The sequence below is a fragment of the Pararhizobium sp. genome (assembly GCF_035497515.1).
Lineage (GTDB): Bacteria > Pseudomonadota > Alphaproteobacteria > Rhizobiales > Rhizobiaceae > Pararhizobium.
This window is the reverse complement of sequence record NZ_DATJDJ010000024.1, coordinates 45,009-64,975: the sequence shown is the minus strand read 5'-3', so window position 1 is coordinate 64,975 and position 19,967 is coordinate 45,009. Positions and strand designations below refer to the sequence as shown.

Genomic DNA, 19,967 nt, shown 5'->3' with positions numbered 1-19,967 from the left:
TCAAATAGGTCCCATGTCGGTCCGCCGCAATGGAGCGCCGGACAAAAAGCCGTCAGGGAAGTTGTTTCAGACGCTTGCGATGCATCTCTTCCGATTCCTCTTCCGACATCGCCTTGTCCGGCACACCGAAAATCTGGCCCGGCAGAATGCGGTCCGGATCCGTGATCTGGTCCTCGTTGGCAAGATAGATCGTCGTGTAGCGGACGCCCGCGCCGTAGACACGGCGGGAAATCTGCCAGAGCGTATCGCCACGGCGAATGATGACCGAGGTCTTGCTCTGCTGCAGCGGTGCCTGCTGAACCGTTTCCGGCTCGGCAGCGGCTTGACCGGTCGCCGGCGTCGCCGTTGCTGCGCCGCTGCCGGTTGCCGTAGCGGCAGCCTCCGGCTGAGCGGCCGGCGTGGTTGCTCCAGCGGCAGGCTTCTCGGCCGTCTCCGTCGCCGGTGCGGGTTCGGCGTCTTGACCTTCGGTCGGAGTGACGGTCGTTGCGGCATTGTCCGTCGTCGTGGCCGGAGCCGGCGTCGTCGTTTCGGTGGCAACGGCATTGCCGCCGGTGCCATCGGTGCGCGGCATCAGGGCCGAACCGACTGCCGTCTCGACCTTGCCGAGGGCGGCGGAGACGCTGTCTGCGTCCTGCGGCAGCGACTTCAGCAGCGCAAGTGCATCGGCAGCAGCCTTGGAGGTCTTGCCGGCCATTTCCCTGACGCTCTGGTCGAGATTGTCGGCCACCTTGAAATCGGCAAGCGAGTTCAGCGCGATTTCGGTCGCCGAGCGGGCCGCCGCCAATTCTTCGACGGACGGTACCTTGCCATCAGCAAACAGGCCCTTGAGCAGGCCGAGCGCCTTGCCGGCTTCCAGGCGCAGGCCATCGAAGCTGCCGCCATCGAACGGTGCGACGGTCCCCTGGGCATTGCTCTGCGCGACAGCCGCCACCTGCTCGCCCGCAGGACGATCGAACGGAACAGCAGCCCGCACTTCCACCTTGTTGCCATCGGCGCCCATGACGTCGGCGCGGATCGTATGACTACCGACCGAAAGATCGATCGTTCCATCGACGACGAAACGGCCCTGCTCATCCGCCTTGGCTTCCCCGACCAGCGCATCGTCAGCATAAATACGCACAAGCGCGCCGGCTTTGGCATTGCCGGCCACGAAGATTTTCTTGCCTTCGATCTCGACGGCCGAGACCGCAACGGCGGATGTGCCGCTGGCGGTCGGCGTGACGGTTGCGGCATCGCCCTCGGTGGCCGCTTGGGCCTGTGTGGCGGGGGTCTGTGTTGCATCAGCGGGCTTGGCGGACGTATCAGTCGCCTTTGCCGTATCGATCGCGGCGGCGGTTGCGTCCGCAGCGGGTTCGGTCCTGGCGACCTCACCCGTTGTCGGCTTCTCCGCCGTTTCGCCTGCCGGCTTGGTGATGATACGGCTGGCTTCGCCGGGCTTGGAAACCATGGCCAGCAGTTCGCCGGTCCTGTCCTTCGGAATTGATACCGTGGCCACTTCCTCGGACGACTTGGTGGCGCCGTTCTCGCCGACGCTGCGCAGCGTCAGCTGATAATCACCGGCAGCCAGCGGCTTGTCGAAGATCGCGGCGAAATCGCCGGTCGCGCCGACTTCCGCCGTGCCGACCACCATGTCGCCGTTGACGATTTCGAGCTTTGTATTCGGCTGGGCCCGTCCGGCGATGACCGTCGAGCCATCCGGTTCGACGCGCAGGACGTCGAAGCCCGGCACGGCCCAGCCGGCTGTCGGATCGGCCGGCTTTGCGTCGGCGGTCTGGGCATCGGCCGGTTTCGCATCGGTGGCGGTCTGCGGTGTCGTTTCCGCCTGCTTGGCCGCATCGCCTTCAACTGTCGGACGCGCACCCTTTGCATCGGCCGTCGCGCCGGCGGGCTTGGCTTCGTCCTGCGCCGGTGTCCCGGCAGTCTCGGCATCCTTCTTGCCCTGGATATTCGGCATGACAACGAAAATCATCAGCAGCGATGCAATTGCCAGGACGATAAGGGCCACCCAGCCGGCCTTGTTCTTCATCATGCACATCTCCAAATGGCCCGAAGCCGCCAGCGCCCGACATGAACGCAAAGGAACGGCTTTCCCCATGCCCTGCATGCGCGCTCACGTCCCGTATTCTTTCCCCCGGGGCCGGAGACACGCAGAAAGTGTCAGTCCAATCCTGAAATTGCTAACGATTTCCAGCGCTTTACACAAGCATTGCCACCTGTTCCGACGCTGTCGCTTCCCTGTTTCCCGTCATTTTTCTTGACGCCTGTTGCAGTGCGATGTCTCTTTGGACCATGAATGAGAAAAATATCCCGATTCGATCCATCTGCGTCTATTGCGGCTCACAGCCCGGACGTGACCAGTCCTACATGGACGCCGGCCGGATTCTTGGCAAATCCATTGCCGAGAATCATCTTCGCCTCGTCTATGGCGGCGGCACCAAGGGCATCATGGGGGCCGTCGCCAGCGGCGTGCTCTCGGGGGGTGGCCGCGTCACCGGCATCATACCAGAATTCCTGATGGATATGGAGGCGACGCGCCATTCGCTGGGCCAGCTCAGCGAACTGATCGTCACGCCTGATATGCATGATCGCAAGCACAAGATGTTCGAGCGCTCCGATGCCTTCGTCACCCTGCCCGGCGGCATCGGCACGCTGGAGGAGATCATCGAGGTGATGACCTGGGCGCAACTCGGCCGCCATCGCAAGCCGATCGTGCTCGCCAATATCGGCGGCTTCTGGGATCCGCTGATGAAGCTGATCCGCCACATGGCCGATTCAGGTTTCATCCACACCGCCCACCTCGTCCAGCCGATCGTCATCGACCAGCCGGAAGAAATCGTACCGGCTTTGCTCGCCCATTGGGCAAGCCAGGTCGACCGCGACGGCGACGACGGCATTATCGCCAAGCTTTGAAGCTTGATAAGTTCGTCCCGCCTTATTCCGCCGGATTTGGCAAGCCGGTCCGACGGGCGCGGCTTTCCATGATCATCGATGTCGAATAGACGGCGAGTGCGGCCCAGATCAGGATGAAAGCAATCAGCTTCGACGTGCCGAAGGGCTCCTGGAAGACGAAGACGGCGATGATGAAGATCATCGTCGGGGCGATGTACTGCATGATCCCGATGGTCGAAAGCCGCAGCAGCTTGGCGCCATTGGCATAGATCATCAACGGGATGGCGGTGACGATACCGCAGGCCATCAGCCAGAGAACATCGGCAAAGCCGGTGTCGCCGAAATGCCCCTGCCCCGTGGCTTCCAAATAAACGATATAACCGAGCGCGGGCACGCTGAGCAGCAGGACTTCGAGGAAGAAGCCCTGGTTCGGCCCGACCGGCAGGGTCTTGCGGAAGAAGGCATAGAGCCCCCAGGACAGCGCCAGCCCGATCGACACCCAAGGCAGACCGCCGGCATCGAAGGCGAGCACGACGACGGCGATTGCCGCCAGGCCAATGGCGGCAATCTGGGCCGGGTTGAGCTTTTCCTTGAGCAGCACGGCACCGAGGAAGATCGAGAAGAGCGGGTTGATATAGTAGCCGAGCGCCGTTTCGAGTGCCCGTCCGGCGCCGATCGCCCAGACATAGATGCCCCAATTGACGGTGATCAAAATCGCGGTCAGCGTCGCCATCTTCAGCATGCGCGGTGAGCGCAGTGCGGCCTTCACGTCGCCGGTGCGCCCGAGCCAGATCAGGATGGCGCCGGCGAGAGGAACCGACCAGACAATGCGATGCGCCACAACCTCGAAGGCCGGGATATGGGCGACCGCCTTCATGAAGAACGGCAGGAAACCCCAGAGCAGATAAGCCGCCAAGGCGAAGGCAAAGCCGCGAGGCGAATCGCCGTTTTGCACCGCAGGTGCCTGTTTTTCATCCGCCATGGCGTTATCCCGTCATATTTTTATCGTTCGGCCGTCCTACTCCAAAGACCGGTGATCAACCAATTCATTTCCGTGAACCTTGCTGCAGAAACGCTGACAGCAGCCTTTGGCGGGAAGATCGAAAATGTCAGATTTTACGGGGTGCAATTCGGCGATTGTCACCGTAGGTTTGCACCCGGGAAAGACAGGCCAGACAAAGGGAAACCATGATGTCCTCCATGCTCGCGCTCCACCCGATCAGCCGCCGCGCCTTCCTGAGCGGCGCGGCAGCCACATCGGCGCTTGTTCTCCTGCATCCGTTCGCCGCCCGCGCGGCCGCCAACCAGGCGCATCTGCGGATCATGGAGACGACCGATATCCATGTCCACGTCTTCCCCTACGACTATTACGGCGACAAGCCCAACGACACGTTGGGTCTCGCCCGCACCGCCTCGATCATTGACGCCATCCGCGCCGAGGCCGGCAATTCGTTCCTCGTCGACAATGGCGATTTCCTGCAGGGCAATCCGATGGGCGACTATATGGCCTATCAGCACGGCATGAAGGAAGGCGACATCCACCCGGTCATCAAGGCCATGAACGTGCTCGGCTACGAAGCCGGAACGCTCGGCAATCACGAGTTCAACTATGGTCTCGACTACATGTTCAAGGTGCTTTCGGGCGCCAATTTCCCGTATGTCTGCGCCAACCTGACGAAGGGTCAACTCGCTTCGAATCCGAAGGACGACGATCTATTCTTCAAGCCATACACGATTGTCGAGAAGACCATCACGGATGGTACCGGAGCGGCCAGCGAACTGAAGATCGGCATTATCGGCTTTGTTCCGCCACAGATCATGCTCTGGGATATCAAGAACCTCGAGGGCAAGGCCCAGACACGCGATATCGTCGAGGCCGCCAAGGCCTGGGTGCCCGTCATGAAGGAGGCGGGCGCCGACATCATCATCGCGCTTTCCCATTCCGGCATCGACGGTTCCGGCCAGAGCGACCGCATGGAAAATGCCTCGCTGTATCTGGCCGGCGTTGACGGCATTGATGCGGTCTTCACCGGGCACCAGCATCTCGTCTTCCCCGGCCCGAAGAGTTTCGACGGGATCGAGGGCGTCGATCCCGTCAAGGGAACGTTGCTTGGCAAGCCCGCAGTCATGGGCGGCTTCTGGGGCTCGCATCTTGGCCTGATCGACCTGCTGCTCGAAAAGGACGGCAACAGCTGGAAGATCGTCGACTTCACCACGGAGGCGCGCCCGATCTATCACCGCGAGGACAAGAAGGTGGTCGCCGACGTGCCGGATCGCGCCGACGTGCTGGCCGCCGCCTCCGCCGAACACGAGGCGACGCTCGCCTATGTCCGCACGCCGGTCGGCAAGACCTCGGCGCCGCTCTATTCCTATTTCGCGCTGGTTGCCGACGATCCGTCGGTGCAGATCGTCTCGAATGCCCAGACCTGGTACATCAAGGACATGCTGAAGGACACGGAGTACAAGGAGCTGCCCGTTCTCTCGGCGGCGGCCCCGTTCAAGGCGGGTGGACGCGGTGGCGCGGATTATTACACCGACGTCCCGACCGGCGACATCGCCATCAAGAACGTCGCCGACCTCTATCTCTACCCGAACACGGTCCAGGCCGTCGTCATCACCGGGGCGCAGGTGAAGAACTGGCTGGAAATGTCGGCCGGCATGTTCAATACGGTCGCGCCCGGTGCGAAGGACGTACCCCTCCTCAATGCCAGCTTCCCCTCCTACAATTTCGACATCATCGATGGCGTCACCTACCGGATCGACCTCTCCCAGCCCGCCAAATATGACGGTGATGGCAAGGCGGTGAACCCGGATTCGAACCGCATCCAGGACCTGGCCTTCGAGGGCAAGCCGATCGATCCGGCGCAGAAATTCGTCGTCGCCTCCAACAATTATCGCGCCGGTGGTGGCGGGAAATTCCCGGAGATCGCCAGCGACAAGGTTGTCTTTGCCGCCCCCGACACCAACCGCGACGTCATCGTCCGCTACATCATCGCCGAAGGCACGATCAACCCGTCGGCCGACGGCAACTGGAGTTTCAAGCCGGTGGAAGGGGCCACTGCCGTATTCGAAAGCGGGCCGAAGGCACGCGGGCTGATCGCTGACGTCAAGGGCGTGAAGATCGAGGACGCGGGTGATGGGGCGGATGGCTTTGCCAAGTTTAGGGTGGTGTTGTGAGGCGGATGTATCGATAGGTGATATATTCCCGCCCGTGATAATCACTGATCCACGCCGATCCCGGGCTGCCACTCGAACTTGAAAGCGCACATCGCATGGAGAACAGTCCGTCGATCGCAAAGGCGGCAGCATGGATGGTAACGTCTGTGGTTTTGATACTGCTCATGGCCGTATCGGGCCGCGTTATCACCCGCGAGCTCGACGTTTTCCAGGCAATGGAAATGCGTTCGGTCATTGCCTTTTTCATGCTGTTGCCGCTGGTTTATCGCGAGGGCGGTATCAGAGCGATGCGAACCAGCATCCTGCCCAGGCATATCGGCCGCAACGCTGCCCATTATGTGGGGCAATATGCCTGGCTGATGGGCTTGACGCTCATTCCCCTGGCTCAAGTCATTTCGATTGAATTCACCGCACCCATCTGGGCTGCATTTCTGGCGGCTATCTTCCTGGGTGAGCGGCTGACTTGGCGAAAAGGTGTCGTGATCCTTTTTGGCCTGGCGGGTGTCGCATTGATCGTGCGCCCCGGTTCAGCGCCTCTCAATCCCGGCCATTTGATAACATTGGGGGCAGCCTTCGCCTTCGCTATTACCTTCATTTCCACAAAAGCGCTGACCCGCTCCGACAGTGCGACGAAGATTCTCTTCTGGATGCTCGTCATCCAATCGATCATCGGGATCATTCCGGCGCTGAACGTGTGGCTTTGGCCATCTGCGTCGACATGGCCGTGGATATTCCTGTTCGCGTTTGCGGGCTCATTTGCCCATTTCTGCATGGCAAAAGCACTCTCCCACGCGGATGCCACCGTCGTCATGCCGATGGATTATCTGCGGGTCCCATTGTCGGCGATACTTGGTTTTCTGTTGTATTCCGAAGCCATCGATGGCTTCACCGCTATAGGCGCGGGACTAATCCTGGTCGGCAATCTTTTCAATCTGCGCCGCCCAAATGCCAAGAAGGTTGAACCCACACCGACATGACGATCGAACAACCGGCTTCCTGATTGAAAGACAAGCTGATCCATCCTCCGAGACGGCAGCCTTGGGGCATGTTTGAATTCGCCGTGTCAGACCTGGACGAAAACCCGGTGCGTGCGGGGGGCGGTATTCGCTGCCCCCGCCCCGCCGGCAATGATGATTGAGGCCGTGGCCCCTACTCCGCCGCAGCCAACTTCGCCGGATCCCTGTTCTTCAAAAGCTTGAACACGATCGAATCCATCAGCGCCTGGAACGATGCGTCGATGATGTTGTCGGACACGCCCACCGTCCACCAGCGGGCGCCCGTGCCATCGACGGATTCGATGAGCACGCGGGTGATGGCTTCGGTGCCGCCATTGAGGATACGGACCTTGTAGTCCACCAGTTCGAGATCGTCGATTTCCGACTGGTATTTGCCAAGATCCTTGCGCAGTGCCAGATCGAGCGCGTTGACGGGGCCGTGGCCTTCGGCGACCGACATCGTCGCCTCACCATCGACCGAAACTTTTACGACGGCTTCCGAAACGGTCTTCAGTTGACCATTGGCGTCAAACCGTCGCTCGACCATGACGCGGAAACTCTCGACATGGAAGAAATCTGGGACCGAGCCCAAAACGCGCTGCGCTAGAATGGCGAAGCTTGCATCGGCACCTTCATAGGCATAGCCGGTCGCCTCGCGTTCCTTGACGATGGCGATCAGCTTGTCGAGCTTCGGATCGTCCTTGGAAACGAGGATGCCACGCCGTTTCAGGGCATTGATGAAATTGGCCTTGCCGCCCTGGTCGGAGACCATGACCTTGCGCAGGTTACCGACGCTTTCGGGCGTCACATGCTCGTAGGTGCGCGGGTCCTTCAGGAGTGCCGAAGCATGAATGCCGGCCTTGGTGGCAAAGGCGGAGGCGCCGACATAGGGCATCTGGTGGTCCGGCGAGCGGTTGAGCAACTCGTCGAAGGAATGCGACAGTTTGGTCAATTCCTGCAGGCGATCAGGGTCGATCGTCGTCTCGAAACGGCTGGTATAGGCCTCCTTCAAGGCCAGCGTCGGGATCAGCGTTACCAGATTGGCATTGCCGCAGCGTTCGCCGATGCCGTTGAGCGTGCCCTGGATCTGGCGCACGCCGGCTTCGACGGCGGCCAGCGAATTGGCCACCGCCTGGCCCGTGTCATTGTGGGCGTGGATGCCGAGGCTGGTGCCGGGCACGCCATGGGCGATGACGGCCTGGACGATATCGCGAATTTCCGGCGGCTGGGTGCCGCCATTGGTATCGCACAGCACGATCCAGCGTGCGCCGGCATCATAGGCGGTTTTGGCACAGGCCAGCGCATAGGCCGGGTTGGCCTTGAAGCCATCGAAGAAATGCTCGCAGTCGATCAGTGCTTCCTTGCCGTTGGCGACGACCGCTTCGACCGAGGCCTGGATCGATTCGAGGTTTTCCTCGTTGGAGCAGCCAAGAGCGACACGGACATGATAGTCCCAGCTCTTGGCGACAAGACAGATCGCGTCGCTTTCGGCTTGCAAAAGGCTTGTCAGCCCCGGGTCGTTGGAGGCGGAAACGCCGGCGCGCTTGGTCATGCCGAAGGCAACGAAGCGGGCTTTCTGGGTGCGCTTCTTTTGAAAAAACTCGGTGTCTGTCGGATTGGCACCGGGATAGCCGCCCTCGACATAATCCATGCCGAAGTCATCCAGCATCGTCGCAATGGCAATCTTGTCCTCGACGGAAAAATCGATGCCGGGGGTTTGCTGACCGTCCCGCAGGGTGGTGTCGAAGAGATATATGCGTTCGCGGGTCATGCGCATCCCCTGTGGTTCGGAAGTTTCCCCCCCTCTGTCGGCTGAGCCTGTCCTCGGGCTTGCGGAAGGCAAGACACGGGGGCCGACATCTCCCCCTCAAGAAGGCAGAGTGGCCGGAAGCTCTGTGCGTCCCTGACCTTCCCAGTCAAATAGGAAAAGAATGATCTCCCCCCTTGAGAGGAAGATGTCACGAAGTGACAGAGGGGGGTGCCCCCCACATCCGACAGATTGATACTCTGCATAATCACACCTTCCCGGCAAACCGGTCGGTCGACCGGATCAGCCTGTCGAGGATGCCGGGCTCGGAATAGGCGTGGCCAGCCCCTTCTATCAGATGGAATTCGGCTTCAGGCCACGCCTTGTGCAGCGACCAGGCATATTTTGCCGGGCATGGCATGTCGTAGCGGCCGTGGATGATGACGCCGGGGATGCCGGTGAGCTTGTGGGCGTCACGCAGCAACTGTCCTTCGTCCAGCCAGCCGGCATTGACGAAGAAGTGGTTCTCGATGCGGGCGAAGGCGTGGGCGTATTCCTCCTCCTCGAACGGCGTCGAGGTTGAAGATTCCGGCAAAAGCGTGATCGTCTCGCCTTCCCAGATGCTCCATGCCTTGGCGGCGTCGAGCCGCGTCTGCCGGTCGGGGCTGGTCAGCCGCCGGTGATAGGCAAACATCATTTCATGCCGTTCGTTTTCCGGGATCGGCGCGATGAAGCGTTCCCACTTGTCCGGAAACATTTCCGAGACACCGAACTGATAGTACCAGTCGAGTTCCCCCTTGGTCAGCGTGTAGATGCCGCGCAGGATCAGCGCCGACACCCGCTCCGGGTGCTTTTCGGCATAGGCAAGCGCGAGCGTCGAGCCCCACGAACCGCCGAAGACCAGCCATTGTTCGGCACCGGCCATTTCGCGCAAGCGCTCGATATCGGCGACCAGATGCCAGGTCGTGTTCGCCTCAAGCTCGGCATGCGGGGTCGACTTGCCGCAGCCGCGCTGGTCGAACAGCGTCACGTCGTAGAGCGCCGGGTCGAACAGCCGACGATGGTTCGGCGAAATCGTGCCGCCAGGGCCGCCATGCAGGAAAACGGCGGGCTTGGCACCCGGCGTGCCAATTTTTTCCCAGTAGACGACATGGCCGTCACCGACATCGAGATGGCCGGAAGCATAGGGTTCGATTTCGGGATAGAGCGTGCGCAGTTCAGATGTCATGGGATCAATCCGTGGGTCGGCCAAGCGGCGGTATCGTGATCGGGATGCTGGAAGGAGATGATGTGTTCCTGCCGGGAGTAGAAGTCGGGATCGTTATGGACCGGTTGGTCGAAGATCGTCTCGACCCAAGGCAAGCGGGCGGCGTAGTTGACCTGGATCTGCGGCGCGAGATCGGAGCGATCGTCGAAGGCGCCGATGGCGATCTCCAGGCCGCCGGGATGCCGGTAGGTGAGCGGCGTGCCGCAGGCAGCACAGAAGCCGCGATCGATATTGACCGAGGACTGGAAATAGCTGGGTTCCGCGCGGGTCCACTCGACGCCATCTTTCGGCGCAGTCACCAGCGCGGAGAAAAAGCCGCCGAACTGCTTCTGGCACATGCGGCAATGGCAGATCGACGGGCGGCCGAGCGCACCCTTGATCCTGAAACGCACGGCGCCGCACTGGCAGCCTCCGGTTCGAATGGTTTCGCTCATGGCAGGTCTTCCTCCGGTGGCCAATGTTCGGTGTCATAGTCCGGGTGCTGGCGGTTCGATTCCAGGATGGCCATATGCCGCTCCGCCCGGGTCTTCTTGTGCGCGTCGGTTTCTCCACCGGCCAGGCCCGGAAGGCTGGAGAACCATGGCATGCGCGATTCCACGCCCGACTGCTTCAACGGCCGGACATCGTAGGGATCATCCAGCGAGCCCAGCACGATATTGATGAAATCGGCGCCGGGCATGTCGTAGAACAGCGGCGTGCCGCAGGCGGCGCAGAAACCGCGCCTTGCCAGATCGGATGACTGGAACCAGTTCGGCTCGCCACGCGTCAGGCTGAACGAAGCGCGGGACGCATTGGCGAGCGGCATGAAATAATTGCCGGCCGCCTTCTGGCACATGCGGCAATGACACAGATGCGGATCGCCGAGCGTTCCCTCCGCCCGGTAGCGGACCGCGCCGCATTGGCAGCCGCCGGTATAGATGCGGGCGATGCTCATCGCACGTCCTCGGGCGGCCAGGTTTCGGTGTCATGATCCGGATGCTGATAGGAAACCAGATGCGTGAGGAACGAGGCCGCGTCCTGGTCCGCCATCGTGTCCTCACCGGGCAGGCCGGCAATGCCGTCGACATAGGGCAGCTTGGCCTCGATACCCCACTGTATCCTCGGCACGATGGTTTCCGGGTGATCGAAGGCGGCGATCGCCAGGCCGACACCATCCGGCGCATCGAAGCAAAGCGGCGTGCCGCAATCGCCGCAGAAGCCACGCCTGACGAAATTGGAGGACTGGAAGAATTTCGGCGCACCGCGCGTCCAGGTCAGTTTCGCCCTGCCCACGGTGACGAGCGGCGCATAGAAATTGCCGAACGCCTTCTGGCACATGCGGCAATGGCAGACGGAGGCGTCGCTGAGTTCTCCCTCGACGTGGAAACGCACGGCGCCGCACTGGCAACCGCCGGAATACTGCAAGGTCTCGTTGTTGCTCATGACAGGTTCGCTCCCCGTTCAACCCGATGCCGCCTCATTCCGGCGCGTGGCAGACAGCCTCGATATTGTTGCCATCCGGATCGAAGGCAAAGGCGCCGTAATAGTCAGGATGATAATGCGGTCGAAGGCCGGGGCCGCCATTGTCCTTGCCACCGGCCGCGAGTGCCGCAGCATGAAAGGCATCCACGGCGGCGCGGCTATCGGCCGTAAAGGCGATGTGACGGCCGGGACCAGGTTCGGCGCCTTCGTGCACCCAGTAGACCGGCCGTTCGCGGCCATAACCGCAGACCTTCTTGCCGCCGGTGAACTCCGGCGGCACCGTCTTCAGGAGCGATGCGCCGAGCGGCGCCATCGCGGCATCGTAGAAGGTTCGCGACCGTTCGAAATCCGAAACGGTTATTCCCGTATGATCGATCATGTCGTCCTCCCCTGTTTGGCGTTCAGTCTAGCGCTTGACGTCCCATGTCGTCACGCGCTCACCGGTCGTCGCATCTTTGCCGTCCTTCAGCTGGATGCCCTTCGCCGCCAGATCGTCGCGGATCTTGTCGGCCTCGGCGAAGTTCTTCGCCTTCAGCATTTCCAGGCGCATCGCCACCAGCGTTTCGACGGCAGCAGCAAGCGCGTCGTCGATCTCGGCTTCCTTCGGCAAGACGCCGAGTAAGGCGGCGCTGGCTGAAAAGACCGGCAATGCGGCCGAATCGGCATTGGCGGCCTGGGCCAAAGCATGCAGGGCCTGCACAGCGGCCACCGTGTTCAGGTCGTCGGCGAGCGCATTGAGCACGGATGCATCCGGCGGCGCATCGCCCGCCTTCCCGGCCGGCCATTTGGACAGCAGGCGCTCCGCCTCCTCCAGCCGCTTCAGCGAGAAATCGATCGGCTCGCGGTAATGCGTCATCAGCATCGCTAGTCTCAGCACTTCGCCCGGCCATTTCCGGCCGCCGAACGTTTCGGTGTGCAGCAAATCATGAATGGTGACGAAATTGCCCTCGGATTTCGACATCTTGCGGCCTTCGACCTGCAGGAAGCCATTGTGCATCCAGACATTGGCCATCACGTCGGTACCGTGGGCGCAGCGCGACTGGGCGATTTCGTTCTCATGGTGCGGGAAGATCAGGTCCAGCCCGCCGCCATGGATATCGAAGGTCTCGCCGAGATAACGCTGGCTCATCGCCGAGCATTCGATATGCCAGCCGGGACGGCCCCTGCCCCACGGGCTTTCCCAACCGGGCTCTTCCGCGGAGGAAAGCTTCCAGAGCACGAAATCCTGCGGGTTCTTCTTGTGCGCCTCGACCGCGACGCGGGCCCCCGCCTGCTGCTCGTCGAGATTGCGCTTTGACAACTGGCCATAGTCAGCCATCGAGCGCGTATCGAACAGCACTTCGCCCTCGGCCGCATAGGCATGCCCCTTGGCGATCAACGCTTCGATGATCTCGATCATCTGGGCGATATTGTCGGTGGCACGCGGCTGGTGCGTCGGCTCGAGGCTGCCAAGCGCCGTGGCGTCGTCAAGGAACTGCGTTTCCGTTTTCTCCGTGACCGCGCGGATGGCATCGTTCAGCGGCAGGTTCGGAAAATCGCGCAACGCCCGCGCGTTGATCTTGTCGTCAACGTCGGTGATGTTGCGGACATAGGTCACATGGCTTTCGCCATAGACGTGCCGCAGCAACCGATAGAGCACGTCGAAGACAATGACCGGACGGGCATTGCCGATATGGGCGAAATCGTAGACCGTCGGGCCGCAGACATACAGGCGGACATTCCGCGGATCGATCGGCGCGAAGTCCGTCTTTTCCCGTGTCAGCGTGTTGTACAGTTTCAGTTTTGGCTGCCCGTTCATTCCCAATCTCCCAAATCCACAGTCGACCAAACACACGCCATCGCCCCGGCTGGACCTTCGCGTTGTCATCTTGATTTTTGAGAGACGAAAACGGCCAGGCCAGCGTTTGGGCTAGCGAATAATAATCCGGCAGGTGCTGCAGATAACCGTTTTCATGGCGAGCTTTATCGCGCTTCGCCTCATCCCGGTCAAGAGGTCAGGTGCGCTCCAGCATCATATGTTGGGATACTGGATTATTGGTCATGCTTTTGTCATGATTGCGCTTATCTGGAAACGCCAGACGTCCGGGGAGACAAGGCTTTGCGGGGACGCACAAGAAAGCCTGTTTCCTGGGGTACAATCAGGAATGCCGGTTTGGTGGACAAAACACGGGACGAAGCAATTCCGATTCAGGGAAGCATCAAAGGAGAGTTTGAAATGCCTGGCACAAAGACCGACAAGAACAGTCCGCGACCCGCGGCCGATCTCGTCGAGCAATACCGTCCGCTCGGCCTGAAGGCCGTGCTTGCCGCAGCCCTGCAGATCAAGGCGAAGCCGGTCAAGAAGCCCGTTGTGCCGAAGCCGGCCTGAGCTTTCAGAACAGCGACAGTTGCGAATCCGCCGGAGGCTCCTTCGGCTTTGCCAGCGGCCTTGAGACCGCGTGAACCGGCGCCTGCAGGTCGGGACCGACATTCGCGACCTTGTTGACACGATCGGAGACGGCGATGACGTCGAAATAATCGTCATCGGCCGGCGCCATGAGATCAGCCACATCACGCGGCTCCTGCGTCGTGCAATCGAGCCAGCGACTGAAGTCTTCCGGCTTGATGACAACCGGCATGCGGCCATGCACATCGCCGATCCGCGCATTGGCATGGGTCGTCAGGATTGCCGCCGTATCGACCTCCGAGCCGTCGGCCGAGGCCCAGGTTTCCATCAGCCCGGCAAAGGCGACGATGCCGCCATTCCTGGGCCTGATCCAATAGGCCTGCGACGGCTGCCCGCTTTCCTTCGACGGCCGGTGCCATTCATAGAAGCCGGAAGCCGGGATGAGGATGCGCCGATGCCGCATCGCCGCCTTGAACGATGCCTTGGTCGCCGCCGTCTCCGCCCGCGCGTTGATCAGCAGCGGAAAATCCCGCGGATCCTTCACCCAGGACGGCGTCAGCCCCCAGCGCACCAGCACGGCCTTGCGCGCCGGCAGGTTGCTTCCCGGCTTCGGCCTGTCAGCGGAAATGACGACGAGGATCGGCTGCGTCGGAGCGATATTGTACCGCGCCGGAAAATCCTCGGTTTCCAGGACCCCGAAAGTATCCGCCAATTCCCTCGGCGTCGCCGTCAATGAGAAACGTCCGCACATGGTATTGAAATCGCACTTCGCCTAAGGTGGGTCAAGATTTTCGATCATATCCGATTGCGTGACCATGACATCTTCTCCCCAACTGGCGTCCTCGGCGATTCTCGAACGGGATGGCCGCTACCTCTTCGTTCGGCGGGCCAATCCGCCCTCCGCCGACATGTATGCCTTTCCCGGCGGTCGGGCGGAACCGGGCGAGACGCCGGCCGAGACGGCGGTCAGGGAATTTCACGAGGAGACCGGCATCCTGCCCAGGAATCCGCAGCTGTTTCAGACCTATGACCTGCCGCCGCGCGAATCGGATGGGTCGGGAGCGCGTCATTTCTTCCTCTCGGTGTTCAAGGTCGAGGCGGATCCGGGCCTGGAGGCAGTCGCCGGCGACGATGCCGCCAGCGTCGGCTGGTATACGTCCACCGAGATCTTCGCCCTGCCGATCCCCGACAGCGTGCGCGATTGCGTGGAAAAGCTGGAGCTGATTCGGCCACGATGAGCGGATTTTGTCGAAACCGCTTGCCCGCATGCATGATTCGGGGTTTCAAAGGGGCATGATCCGTTTTCCAGCGATACTGCGCCTCTGCCTTCTTCCGGTCCTCGCCGGGATTTCATCGACTGGCCTCGCACAGGATACGCCGCCCGCTGGCGTCCCGGCTGTTGCCACTGAAAAGCCTGCGCCCTATGATGCGCGGCTGCTGCGGCTGTCGGAAATCATCGGCTCGGTGCACTACCTGCGCATGCTCTGCAAGGACGAAAATGCCGATTCCTGGCGCCAGTCGATGCGGGAATTGCTCGACAAGGAGGCCGGAAGCGAGGCACAGAGGCGGGCAAGGATGACGGCGGCCTTCAATCGCGGCTACCGAGCCTTCGCCTCCGTCTATACCGCCTGCACGCCGCCGGCGGTCATTGCCGAGCAGCGATACCGTGCCGAAGGAGCAACACTTGCTTCAGAAATCGTCGCCCGATTTGGAAATTAAACTAAAATTAACCTCTTTCTTCACGAGCCCGTGTCGTTTTGGGAAAAGGCTGCTAAGGTCGTTAAGAGAGTGGTAAGAAGTGGTATCGGCTTGAGTTGGATACCAGGTAAAGAGCGTGACAAGGCCATGGAACGAATGATGGAACCCAGTCTGAATGACATCGACGACATGATCGTTCATGAGAAGATGCAGGCAGCCCTGGAACACCAGAATGAAGCCTGGGCGGACGGAATGGCTGACGGCATCGAGCCGGAAATCATTGCCGACGCGGCCATCGCGCTTGCTCTGCGCGAGACGATCCGCCTACATGGCGAAGACAGCGCCGAGGCGCTTTTGACCTCCCTGCGTGAACGCATGCTGGCTGGCGAATTTTCACCGGAACGCTCATTGCAGTAATCTTCGAGGCCGTTATGAAACGCCAGACATCAGCAAACCGGCCATTTACGGTTCGCCTCTCTGCGCTGTTAGTGGCGAGCCTGTTCGCCTCGTCCCTCCTACCAGTGGATACCGCGTTCGCGCTCAGCGAACTCAAGCAGATCCCCGGCGACGTGCCGCGGGACGGAAAGGCTGGCGACGTTCCGCAGGAGGAAGAGGAACCCGCCGACGAAGGCCCGATGCAGATTCCGATGCCGGACCCGCTGGTCAACAAGCCCGCGACCGACACTAAGGAAGATGCCACGCCAGCCGAACCGGTCGAGGTTCTGTCGGACGTTTCCAAGATTCCACAGGCTGCTGCACGGATGCGCGAACTGATTGTCGAGGCGGCGGCTTCGGGCGATATCGAACGGCTGCGTCCGCTGCTCGGCAAGGGACCGACGCAAACCCAGGTCGGCGATGCCGATGCAGATCCGGTCGAGACGCTGAAGGGCCTGTCCGGCGATCAGGAAGGCATCGAGATCATGGCGATCCTGCTCGACGTTTTGTCGACGGGGTTCGTGCTGGTCGACAAGGGCACGCCCGATGAAATGTATGTCTGGCCCTATTTCACCGAACGGCCGCTGGCATCGCTGACACCGCCGGAAAAGGTCGATCTGTTCCGGCTTGTGACCGCCGGCGATTTCGCCGAAATGGAAGAAGGCGGCAACTACAACTTCTACCGCGTCGGCATCACGCCATCAGGCGAATGGAAATTTTTCGTCGCCGGGGACTGACGTCCCATCGCAAAATGCTTGCCGGGAGCTTCACGAAATCCTACTTGTCTGACATCACAAACAGGATGACCGCCATGCTCTCCGTTTCCCTGCCCGATCGCGCCGTCGTCACCGTGTCGGGACAGGATGCGAAAGACTTCCTGCAGGCGCTAATCACCACGGATCTCGACACACTGACCGAAAATGAAGCCTTACCGGGTGCGCTGCTGACACCTCAGGGCAAGATCATGTTCGATTTTATGGTGACCCGCGACGGGACGGCCATCCGGTTGGAAACAACGATGGATCAGGCGGAAGCCCTGTTGAAGCGGCTGACCATGTACAAGCTGCGGGCACCGATCACCCTGTCCGTCACCTCACCGGCTCCCATCGAAATTGTGTTCGCGGCAACGGCCGATGGCTATCGCGACGCGCGCTTCGACAAGGCCGGACACACCGTCTATCGCGTCTATGGTGCCGCAACCGACGCGACCGGGACGGAGGATTACGACCGGCTGCGGATCGCCGGCGGCATTGCGATTGCCGGCGCCGACTATGCGCTACAGGACGCGTTTCCGCATGATATCCTGCTGGACAAGAATGGCGGGCTATCCTTCAAGAAGGGCTGCTATGTCGGCCAGGAAGTCGTCTCGCGCATGCAGCACCGTGGCACCGCGCGCCGCCGGGTCGTCATCGTCACCGCCGACACTGCGCTTCCCGAAACCGGCACGCCGCTCACCGTCAATGGCCGCCTGATCGGCGCCCTCGGCAGCGTTATCGGCACGTCGGGCCTTGCGATCGTTCGCACCGACAAGGCGGGAGCGGCCATGGCGGCTGGTGAACCCATCCTCGCCGGCGATGTCGCCGTGACCCTCACTTTGCCCGCCTGGACCGGCCTGGAATTTCCCGCTGAGGCCGACGAGGCGAGCGCCTGATGTCTGCGCGTGCCTGGCAGCGCATGTTGTCCGGACGGCGGCTGGACCTGCTCGATCCGTCGCCGCTCGACGTCGAACTGTCCGATATTGCCCATGGCCTTGCCCGCGTCGCCCGCTGGAACGGCCAGACGAACGGCAACCATGCCTTCTCCGTCGCCCAGCACAGCCTCGTCGTCGAGGAAATCTTCCGTCGCCAGTATGAGGGCACGGCGGAGGAATGCCAGACGGCTTTGCTCCACGATGCGCCGGAATATGTGATCGGCGATATGATCTCGCCGTTCAAGGCCGTGGTCGGCGGCGGCTACAAGGTCGTCGAGAAACGGCTGGAGGGCGCGATCCACATTCGCTTCGGCCTACCCGTCACGACATCGGCCGAACTCAAGGCCAAGATCAAGAAAGCCGACCAGATCGCCGCCTATTTCGAGGCGACCGAACTTGCCGGATTCTCGTTTGCCGAAGCCCGAAAGTTCTTCGGCCAGCCGCGCGGCATTACCCGCGACATGATCCTCATCGATCCGCTTCCGGCGGTCGAGGCGCAAAAGCTGTTTGCCGTGCGGTTCGAAGCAATCGAGGCACAGCGCCTGAACACGCGCGTGGTGACCTGAATGTCGGTAATCGTCGTTTCCCCTCTGTCCCGCATCGCCGAAATGGCTGTCCGGCACCGCTGCCGCGAGATGGTGAGCCTTCTGTCGAAAGAGCAGACCTTTCACCGACCGGCCGTCATCGATGCCAGCCGCCACCTGTTGCTGGGCATGAACGATATCAACTTTGCCGGTAACGCCGCCCTGATCGCGCCGGGGGAAGACCATGTCCGCGAGATCATCGGTTTTGCGCGGGCGTGGGATCGCTCCGTGCCGCTTCTCGTCCATTGCTGGATGGGCGTGTCGCGCTCGCCGGCAGCGGCCGCTATCGCAGCACTTGCGGTCGAGCCGGATCAGGACGACATGGCGGTGGCGCTGAGGCTGCGCGCCGCGTCCGCCTATGTAACGCCCAACAGCCGGCTGATCGAGATCGGCGACCGCATGCTGTCGCGCAACGGCAGGCTGGTCGCCGCGATCAAGGCGATCGGACGGGGCGCTGACGCAGACGGCAATGCGCCTTTTGTCTTTTCCATCCTGCCGGAGACCGTCACCCATGCCGGTTGAGGATCGCGGCGTGACGGTGGAGATCGGCCTCAATGCCGCGATCGTGGCGGTCACGAGCCGCTCACCGCGCATCCTCGCCGTCAGCGAAGAACCCGACAACGGCCGCGACGGCCTGCCCTTCGGTCCCTTCGATCCTGCCCGGCACCGGACTTTCGAGACCAGCCTGAGGGCCAGGGTGGAGCAGCAGACGGCGCTTGATCTCGGCTATATCGAGCAGCTCTATACGTTCGGCGACCAGGGGCGGCACCGTTCGCCCGGCGAAAGCGGCAAGCATATGGTCTCGGTTGGCTATCTCGCGCTGACGCGCACAGACGCCGAAAACAATGCGCGCCTCTCGGAAGCCGGCGCCCATTGGCGTGACTGGTACAGCTACCTGCCTTGGGAAGACTGGCGGCAGGGACGGCCGGGCGTGATCGATCAGGTCATTCTCCCGGCCTTGCGCCTGTGGGAGACCGGTGGCCATCAGGACGAGCGCCTGGGCCTGCCACAGCGGCGCACCCGCATCCGCCTCGCCTTCGGGCTCGATGATTTTCCCTGGGACGAGGAGCGCGTGCTGGAGCGCTACGAGCTTCTCTATGAAGCGGGCCTGGTCGGCGAGGCGGCGATCGACGGTCGTGTGGCGACCGGCGGCACATCCTTGGCTGGCATGTCGGCGATCGGCCTGACCATGCGGCATGACCATCGCCGCATCGTCGCCACCGCCGTTGCCCGGCTGCGCGGCAAGATCAAATACCGCCCGGTGATCTTCGAATTGATGCCGCCGGAATTCACGCTGACCGACCTGCAGGCGACGGTCGAGGCCATTTCCGGACGGCATCTCCACAAGCAGAATTTCCGCCGCCTCGTTGAAGGCGCCGAACTGGTCGAGCCGACGGGCATGCTGACGGCGGCGACCGGTGGCAGGCCGGCCGCCCTCTTCCGCTTCCGCCGCCAGATCCTCGACGAACGCCCGGCGCCCGGCCTCAAGGTCGGCGGTCGCTGACCGGTTTTTTTGCCGGCACGCTGACGCTGGGTGCGGACGGGTAACTGATGGCCGGCCACCCGCGAGATACCGCAGGCCGCCAAACGTGTCTTCTATCTGCCCGAGCCGCCGATTGAAGCGGCTCAGGAAGACAT

The 19,967-nt window shown here is 61.9% G+C and carries 22 protein-coding genes; 12 read left to right on the top strand and 10 right to left on the bottom strand.

From position 1 onward, the window contains the following. Nucleotides 1–52 precede the first annotated feature (52 nt). The gene (locus VL202_RS02200; RefSeq protein ID WP_325462554.1) at nucleotides 53–2,029 is read right to left on the bottom strand and encodes a LysM peptidoglycan-binding domain-containing protein; all 1,977 of its coding nucleotides are present in this window, start codon (nucleotides 2,027–2,029) and stop codon (nucleotides 53–55) included. A gap of 260 nt (nucleotides 2,030–2,289) precedes the next feature. Between VL202_RS02200 and VL202_RS02195 the strand changes: the two genes are divergently transcribed. Further along, nucleotides 2,290–2,910, top strand: a complete 621-nt coding sequence (locus VL202_RS02195) for a TIGR00730 family Rossman fold protein (protein ID WP_325462553.1) — start codon at nucleotides 2,290–2,292, stop codon at nucleotides 2,908–2,910. A gap of 22 nt (nucleotides 2,911–2,932) precedes the next feature. Here VL202_RS02195 and rarD read toward each other — a convergent pair whose 3' ends face one another. After that, the gene (rarD, locus tag VL202_RS02190; RefSeq protein WP_325462552.1) at nucleotides 2,933–3,871 is read right to left on the bottom strand and encodes an EamA family transporter RarD; all 939 of its coding nucleotides are present in this window, start codon (nucleotides 3,869–3,871) and stop codon (nucleotides 2,933–2,935) included. Nucleotides 3,872–4,080: 209 nt separating this feature from the next. Between rarD and VL202_RS02185 the strand changes: the two genes are divergently transcribed. Continuing rightward, nucleotides 4,081–6,066, top strand: a complete 1,986-nt coding sequence (locus VL202_RS02185; protein WP_325462551.1) for a bifunctional 2',3'-cyclic-nucleotide 2'-phosphodiesterase/3'-nucleotidase — start codon at nucleotides 4,081–4,083, stop codon at nucleotides 6,064–6,066. A gap of 95 nt (nucleotides 6,067–6,161) precedes the next feature. After that, the gene (locus VL202_RS02180) at nucleotides 6,162–7,043 is read left to right on the top strand and encodes a DMT family transporter (RefSeq protein ID WP_325462550.1); all 882 of its coding nucleotides are present in this window, start codon (nucleotides 6,162–6,164) and stop codon (nucleotides 7,041–7,043) included. 172 nt (nucleotides 7,044–7,215) lie between these two features. Here VL202_RS02180 and cimA read toward each other — a convergent pair whose 3' ends face one another. The 7 genes from cimA to cysS form a co-directional block, all read right to left on the bottom strand. Next, entirely contained in the window at nucleotides 7,216–8,832 is a 1,617-nt protein-coding gene (gene cimA / locus VL202_RS02175) for a citramalate synthase (RefSeq protein ID WP_325462549.1), read from the bottom strand. A gap of 244 nt (nucleotides 8,833–9,076) precedes the next feature. After that, nucleotides 9,077–10,036: a prolyl aminopeptidase gene (pip, locus tag VL202_RS02170; RefSeq protein WP_325462548.1), complete on the bottom strand. Its 960-nt coding sequence runs from the start codon at nucleotides 10,034–10,036 to the stop codon at nucleotides 9,077–9,079. Further along, nucleotides 10,033–10,509 (bottom strand): GFA family protein, encoded by a 477-nt coding sequence (locus VL202_RS02165; RefSeq protein WP_325462547.1) that lies wholly within the window; start codon nucleotides 10,507–10,509, stop codon nucleotides 10,033–10,035. The genes pip and VL202_RS02165 overlap by 4 nt, the downstream gene beginning before the upstream one ends. Further along, nucleotides 10,506–11,009 carry a GFA family protein gene (locus VL202_RS02160; RefSeq protein WP_325462546.1) on the bottom strand — a complete coding sequence of 168 codons (504 nt, stop codon included), beginning with the start codon at nucleotides 11,007–11,009 and terminating at the stop codon, nucleotides 10,506–10,508. Before VL202_RS02160 ends, VL202_RS02165 begins: the two co-directional genes overlap by 4 nt. After that, a complete protein-coding gene (locus tag VL202_RS02155) occupies nucleotides 11,006–11,497 on the bottom strand; it encodes a GFA family protein (protein WP_325462545.1) in 492 nt (163 codons plus the stop codon). Before VL202_RS02155 ends, VL202_RS02160 begins: the two co-directional genes overlap by 4 nt. 34 nt (nucleotides 11,498–11,531) lie before the next feature. Beyond that, on the bottom strand, nucleotides 11,532–11,915 hold the full coding sequence (locus VL202_RS02150) for a VOC family protein (RefSeq protein WP_325462544.1): 384 nt from the start codon (nucleotides 11,913–11,915) through the stop codon (nucleotides 11,532–11,534). Nucleotides 11,916–11,942: 27 nt separating this feature from the next. Continuing rightward, the gene (gene cysS / locus VL202_RS02145) at nucleotides 11,943–13,334 is read right to left on the bottom strand and encodes a cysteine--tRNA ligase (protein WP_325462543.1); all 1,392 of its coding nucleotides are present in this window, start codon (nucleotides 13,332–13,334) and stop codon (nucleotides 11,943–11,945) included. Between the two features lie 417 nt (nucleotides 13,335–13,751). Here cysS and VL202_RS02140 point away from each other — a divergent pair, with 417 nt between their 5' ends. Further along, nucleotides 13,752–13,904 carry a hypothetical protein gene (locus tag VL202_RS02140; protein ID WP_325462542.1) on the top strand — a complete coding sequence of 51 codons (153 nt, stop codon included), beginning with the start codon at nucleotides 13,752–13,754 and terminating at the stop codon, nucleotides 13,902–13,904. Between the two features lie 4 nt (nucleotides 13,905–13,908). On the opposite strand, the gene VL202_RS02135 is transcribed toward VL202_RS02140, so the two are convergent. After that, nucleotides 13,909–14,673 carry an SOS response-associated peptidase gene (locus VL202_RS02135; RefSeq protein WP_325462541.1) on the bottom strand — a complete coding sequence of 255 codons (765 nt, stop codon included), beginning with the start codon at nucleotides 14,671–14,673 and terminating at the stop codon, nucleotides 13,909–13,911. Between the two features lie 64 nt (nucleotides 14,674–14,737). Here VL202_RS02135 and VL202_RS02130 point away from each other — a divergent pair, with 64 nt between their 5' ends. The 8 genes from VL202_RS02130 to VL202_RS02095 all read left to right on the top strand — a co-directional run bounded on the left by VL202_RS02130 (nucleotide 14,738) and on the right by VL202_RS02095 (nucleotide 19,833). After that, the gene (locus tag VL202_RS02130) at nucleotides 14,738–15,160 is read left to right on the top strand and encodes an NUDIX hydrolase (protein ID WP_325462540.1); all 423 of its coding nucleotides are present in this window, start codon (nucleotides 14,738–14,740) and stop codon (nucleotides 15,158–15,160) included. A gap of 55 nt (nucleotides 15,161–15,215) precedes the next feature. Next, complete coding sequence (locus tag VL202_RS02125; RefSeq protein ID WP_325462539.1) at nucleotides 15,216–15,641, top strand: TIGR02301 family protein; 426 nt, start codon at nucleotides 15,216–15,218, stop codon at nucleotides 15,639–15,641. A gap of 126 nt (nucleotides 15,642–15,767) precedes the next feature. Then, a complete protein-coding gene (locus tag VL202_RS02120; RefSeq protein WP_325462538.1) occupies nucleotides 15,768–16,037 on the top strand; it encodes a hypothetical protein in 270 nt (89 codons plus the stop codon). Nucleotides 16,038–16,051: 14 nt separating this feature from the next. Then, entirely contained in the window at nucleotides 16,052–16,792 is a 741-nt protein-coding gene (locus VL202_RS02115; RefSeq protein ID WP_325462537.1) for a hypothetical protein, read from the top strand. 74 nt (nucleotides 16,793–16,866) lie between these two features. Then, nucleotides 16,867–17,706: a folate-binding protein YgfZ gene (locus tag VL202_RS02110; protein ID WP_325462581.1), complete on the top strand. Its 840-nt coding sequence runs from the start codon at nucleotides 16,867–16,869 to the stop codon at nucleotides 17,704–17,706. Continuing rightward, nucleotides 17,703–18,311 (top strand): HD family hydrolase, encoded by a 609-nt coding sequence (locus tag VL202_RS02105; protein ID WP_325462580.1) that lies wholly within the window; start codon nucleotides 17,703–17,705, stop codon nucleotides 18,309–18,311. Before VL202_RS02110 ends, VL202_RS02105 begins: the two co-directional genes overlap by 4 nt. Continuing rightward, entirely contained in the window at nucleotides 18,312–18,851 is a 540-nt protein-coding gene (locus VL202_RS02100; RefSeq protein ID WP_325462536.1) for a tyrosine phosphatase family protein, read from the top strand. Continuing rightward, the gene (locus tag VL202_RS02095; protein ID WP_325462535.1) at nucleotides 18,799–19,833 is read left to right on the top strand and encodes an NUDIX hydrolase; all 1,035 of its coding nucleotides are present in this window, start codon (nucleotides 18,799–18,801) and stop codon (nucleotides 19,831–19,833) included. The genes VL202_RS02100 and VL202_RS02095 overlap by 53 nt, the downstream gene beginning before the upstream one ends. Nucleotides 19,834–19,967: the final 134 nt, after the last annotated feature.

Coding starts and splice junctions, on each gene's coding strand:
- VL202_RS02200 (WP_325462554.1), bottom strand. CDS start 2,029: ATGATGAAGAACAAGGCCGGCTGGGTGGCCCTTATCGTCCTGGCAATT.
- VL202_RS02195 (WP_325462553.1), top strand. CDS start 2,290: ATGAATGAGAAAAATATCCCGATTCGATCCATCTGCGTCTATTGCGGC.
- rarD (WP_325462552.1), bottom strand. CDS start 3,871: ATGGCGGATGAAAAACAGGCACCTGCGGTGCAAAACGGCGATTCGCCT.
- VL202_RS02185 (WP_325462551.1), top strand. CDS start 4,081: ATGTCCTCCATGCTCGCGCTCCACCCGATCAGCCGCCGCGCCTTCCTG.
- VL202_RS02180 (WP_325462550.1), top strand. CDS start 6,162: ATGGAGAACAGTCCGTCGATCGCAAAGGCGGCAGCATGGATGGTAACG.
- cimA (WP_325462549.1), bottom strand. CDS start 8,832: ATGACCCGCGAACGCATATATCTCTTCGACACCACCCTGCGGGACGGT.
- pip (WP_325462548.1), bottom strand. CDS start 10,036: ATGACATCTGAACTGCGCACGCTCTATCCCGAAATCGAACCCTATGCT.
- VL202_RS02165 (WP_325462547.1), bottom strand. CDS start 10,509: ATGAGCGAAACCATTCGAACCGGAGGCTGCCAGTGCGGCGCCGTGCGT.
- VL202_RS02160 (WP_325462546.1), bottom strand. CDS start 11,009: ATGAGCATCGCCCGCATCTATACCGGCGGCTGCCAATGCGGCGCGGTC.
- VL202_RS02155 (WP_325462545.1), bottom strand. CDS start 11,497: ATGAGCAACAACGAGACCTTGCAGTATTCCGGCGGTTGCCAGTGCGGC.
- VL202_RS02150 (WP_325462544.1), bottom strand. CDS start 11,915: ATGATCGATCATACGGGAATAACCGTTTCGGATTTCGAACGGTCGCGA.
- cysS (WP_325462543.1), bottom strand. CDS start 13,334: ATGAACGGGCAGCCAAAACTGAAACTGTACAACACGCTGACACGGGAA.
- VL202_RS02140 (WP_325462542.1), top strand. CDS start 13,752: ATGCCTGGCACAAAGACCGACAAGAACAGTCCGCGACCCGCGGCCGAT.
- VL202_RS02135 (WP_325462541.1), bottom strand. CDS start 14,673: ATGTGCGGACGTTTCTCATTGACGGCGACGCCGAGGGAATTGGCGGAT.
- VL202_RS02130 (WP_325462540.1), top strand. CDS start 14,738: ATGACATCTTCTCCCCAACTGGCGTCCTCGGCGATTCTCGAACGGGAT.
- VL202_RS02125 (WP_325462539.1), top strand. CDS start 15,216: ATGATCCGTTTTCCAGCGATACTGCGCCTCTGCCTTCTTCCGGTCCTC.
- VL202_RS02120 (WP_325462538.1), top strand. CDS start 15,768: ATGGAACGAATGATGGAACCCAGTCTGAATGACATCGACGACATGATC.
- VL202_RS02115 (WP_325462537.1), top strand. CDS start 16,052: ATGAAACGCCAGACATCAGCAAACCGGCCATTTACGGTTCGCCTCTCT.
- VL202_RS02110 (WP_325462581.1), top strand. CDS start 16,867: ATGCTCTCCGTTTCCCTGCCCGATCGCGCCGTCGTCACCGTGTCGGGA.
- VL202_RS02100 (WP_325462536.1), top strand. CDS start 18,312: ATGTCGGTAATCGTCGTTTCCCCTCTGTCCCGCATCGCCGAAATGGCT.
- VL202_RS02095 (WP_325462535.1), top strand. CDS start 18,799: ATGCGCCTTTTGTCTTTTCCATCCTGCCGGAGACCGTCACCCATGCCG.